Here is a 4,310-nt window from a genome sequence, read left to right on the forward strand (position 1 = left end):
CGTTGGCGACCCACTGCATCGATTTCATCATAATACCATTGATTAATGTAATAGACATTAAATGATAATGATTTTCATTGCTTAATTTGTTGTATTTTTTTATACTTGTAACCTTTTTTTAACCTAGATTTAACTTTTGGGAAGCAATTTATGAATTTTAAATTAAGCTTAGTTTACACCGCACTTTTTGCTGGGATTTCTGTTTCTGCGTTAGCAGAAACGCAACATAAAGCTAATACTGAAACGATTGAACAAATTAATGTTCAAGATACAGGTATTAAACAAAATGGTTATCAAACAACAGGGACATCCGTCGTATCAAAAGCTGAAGTGCCAGTATTCGACACGCCAAACACAGTAAATATTCTTTCAACTAAACTACTAGAAGATCGCAAACCTGAATCACTCATTGATGCGCTTTATAACGTCAGTGGTGTGAGTCAAGCGAATACAGTTAGGTGGTATGTTTGATGCTATCCAAAAACGTGGTTTTGGTAGAAACCGTGACAACTCAATTATGCGTAACGGTTTACAAGCTGGCCCAGCTAAAAACTTTAGCGCGACAACTGAAACCGTTGAAGTTTTAAAAGGACCTGCATCTGTACTTTATGGTATTCAAGATCCAGGTGGTGTAGTTAATATCATTACTAAAAAACCACAACAAACGCCACGTTATGTCGTTGGTGGAACCTTAGGTAATCATAGCCTGTGGGGAACGCAATTAGATTTTACTGGTGGTTTAGGAAATGGTTTTGCTTACCGCTTTATCTATGATAAACAAGAAAAAGATTACTGGCGTAATTTTGGAAAAATCAAAAGTACAACTTATGCACCATCTCTTTCTTGGAAAAATGATAAAACTAAAGTAGCTCTTTCTTATGAACACAAAGATATTCTTGAGCCATTTGATCGTGGTACAAATCTTTTAACGGCAACTAATACATTACCTAATATTCCTGTTTCTCGTCGTTTAGATGAACCAAATAACGAAACAACTGCAAAAACAGATAATATTGATTTTAAAGTTGAGCACAAATTAAGTGACAGTTGGAAATTAAATTTTGGCTATAGCTACGCACGTTATAAATATTTCTATAATCAAGCCCGAATTAAAGATATTAATGTATCAAATATTAATCAACCAAAAAAACTCAATAAAAACAAAATTACAGCACTTGAATTAACTGCTCGTAGCGCAACTCGAGATATTGAGCAACAAACTGGAGAGCAACGTATCCATAGTGTTTCTTTAAACACAGTCGGGGAATTTGCTATTGGAGATATTGCGAATCGCTTTGTTGTGGGCACAGATCTTATGAGAAATAAAATGGATTTAGGACCAATTTATAATACTAGAGACATAAATGATGGTAAGGTTATTAATATTGACAACCCAAATTATACCAATCCAGTGGCAATAAAGAAAAATGAAAATAACAATGCCTACCAATTTAATCACTTAAAAACTTTAGGTCTTTATATTCAAAATACCACTTATTTTACAGATAACTTTATTATAACGGGAGGACTTCGTTATGAATATTTTGATCAAGTTGTTGGTCGATCAACATTAAAGAATATTAGAAGTGGATATCTGGCTCAAAAAGACGGGAAACTTCTCTATCAGTTAGGTAGTGTTTATAAATTTACTCCAAATATTGCAACATTTTTTAACCATGCAGAATCATTCCGTCCACAAAATAATAGAACGCTTATTATTAATGGCGAACTTCCTGCTGAACAGGGTAAATCTTTTGAAACAGGTCTAAAATATGAGAATGCATATTTAAATGCAACTGTAGCTTTATTTAATATAAACAAACGTAATGTTGCAGAAACAGTTAATGTTAATGGCACAAATGAACTACAAATTGTTGGAAAACAGCGTTCTCGTGGCATTGAGTTTGATCTAAATGGACAACTTACTGATAATTTAAGTATTGCAGCAAACTATACTTACACAAAAGTAAAAAACCTAGAAAATCACAACAATAAATTAGCTGTTGGTAAACAACTTTCTGGCGTACCAAAACATCAAGCATCATTATTCTTAGCCTATAATATCGGCGAATTTGATTTTGGTAATATTCGTGTCGGTGGAGGTGCGCGTTATTTAGGTTCTTGGTATGCCTATAATAATACTTATACAAAAGCGTATAAACTTCCACAGGCTATTGTTTATGATGCATTTATTGCCTATGACACAAAAATTTCAGGGAAAAAAGTATCCTTTCAGTTAAATGGTAAAAACTTATCTAATAAAGTTTACTCCCCATCAACTTCAGGGAATGCAAGCAGAACGCTTATTCCTGTTGCGTTAGGCTATGCTCGTGAAGTTATATTAAACACTAAAATTGAATTTTAATTAGTCATTAAAACCTAGGGCAAACTGGCTTCGCTCTTTTTCTATTTATGGAAAACTAATGAACTGGCAAACCGAACTTAATAATAGTTTAAACTGGATTTTAACCGCACTTTTTTGGGTGATATTGTGCTTTAGCGTAACAATGTTAGCCTTAAAACAAACTACTTTCGGCAAAAAATTCTGGTGTATTGTCTCTCCATCAATGGATAAAAAAACAAGCATTAAACTAATTTTAATGTTGTTAGTACTATTTATAATGATATTGTTGGAAGTACGATTTAGTGTACTTAATTCATTTTTTTACAATGGATTGTATAGCTCAATGCAAGAATTAAATATTGAGAAATTTTGGTTCTTTGTAAAACTAAATGCCCTCCTTGGGGTAGCACAAGTTATACATACCATTGCTGATTACTTCTTTCAACAAGTATTTGAAATTCGTTGGTTGGAAAGCTTTAATGCAACACTTGTTAAACGCTGGCTAAATAAGAAAAAATACTATCGCCTAAAATATGAACGAGATTTACCGGATAATATCGATCAACGTATCGAACAAGATGCGAGAGAATTTATTACCAGTACAGTACAAATTGTGCGAGGCGTAATTAACTCGGTGCTCACGACCATTGAATTTACGATTATTTTATGGTCACTTTCCGGCGTATTAACTTTATTCGGATTTAATATCGAAAAAGGCGTTGTTTTCTTCATTTATGCCTTTATTATTTTTGCAACACTTATGTCTGTGTGGATTGGTCGCCCTCTAATTAAGCTAAATTTTACGAAAGAAAAACTCAATGGCAATTATCGTTATTCCTTAATCCGTGTACGAGACAATGCAGAAAGCATTGCTTTTTATAATGGCGAGCCAAAAGAACAAACTTTCTTACAACATCAATTCCGTCAAATTATTCATAACCGTTGGTCCATTGTATTAAAAATGTTAGGCTTAAATAGTTTCAACTCTGGGGTAACTCGCGTTGCTAAATTATTGCCTTTAATGTTACAAGCGCCACGTTTTTTTTCTGGTCAAATAAAGCTGGGAGACATGCATCAAACAGTACAAGCATTTAACCGATTAATGACCGCACTTTCATTCTTCCGCTTGTTCTATGAGCAATTCACACTCTATCAAGCTCGGTTAAATCGTCTTTATGGTTTTATAACAAAAATGGATGAATTAGATAAACAAAACGTTCATCATCCTTTTCATTGCTCTCATCGTGTCGCCTTAAAAAATTTCGGTATTAAAGATGAACAAGGTCACGTACTACTCAATAATTTAAATATTCATTTAGAAAATGGAGATGCCCTATTGATTCAAGGTGCATCTGGAACAGGAAAAACATCGCTACTAAAAGCAATTGCAGGAATCTATCCTTTTGAAACCATAGGTATTGCAGAGCATCCATGCATGGGAAGTTTATTCCTGCCACAACGACCTTATATGCTGCTGGGTACTTTACGAGAAGCAATTTGTTATCCAAATATCAATCCAAGTCACGCAGAATTGGAACAAACCATGAAGGATTGTGCGCTAGGAAAATATATACACGCACTTAATGTAAAAAATGACTGGCAAGCGATTTTATCGCCCGGTGAACTTCAAAGAGTGGCGTTTATTCGTATTTTACTCACAAAACCAGATGTCGTATTTCTCGATGAAACGACTTCAGCATTGGATGAAACAACCGAGAATTTACTCTACCAAACAATTAAAGAGCGTTTGCCCGAAATGATCATTCTCAGCGTAGGTCATCGTAGCACATTACAGCAATTTCATAACAAACAGTTAAAATTAGATGTATGTTTATTATGTGAAAATTAGAAAATAGCAAGTTAATATATCAGACAAATATTTAATTTATTTTGATGCTAGTCTGAAGAGCGCCTATAAAATTAAAATAAAACTATAAAAAAAGCCCTCGATATTCGAGGGCTTGAT

The 4,310-nt window shown here is 33.8% G+C and carries 1 protein-coding gene and 1 pseudogene; both read left to right on the plus strand.

The features are described 5' to 3' along the window. The first annotated feature begins 150 nt into the window (after positions 1–150). Positions 151–2,365 (plus strand): annotated as a pseudogene (locus tag HMPREF2813_RS00245) (TonB-dependent siderophore receptor). A gap of 58 nt (positions 2,366–2,423) precedes the next feature. Next, positions 2,424–4,193 (plus strand): ABC transporter ATP-binding protein/permease, encoded by a 1,770-nt coding sequence (locus HMPREF2813_RS00250; protein ID WP_014550804.1) that lies wholly within the window; start codon positions 2,424–2,426, stop codon positions 4,191–4,193. Positions 4,194–4,310: the final 117 nt, after the last annotated feature.

This window comes from Haemophilus sp. HMSC066A11 (assembly GCF_001811665.1).
GTDB lineage: Bacteria > Pseudomonadota > Gammaproteobacteria > Enterobacterales > Pasteurellaceae > Haemophilus > Haemophilus influenzae.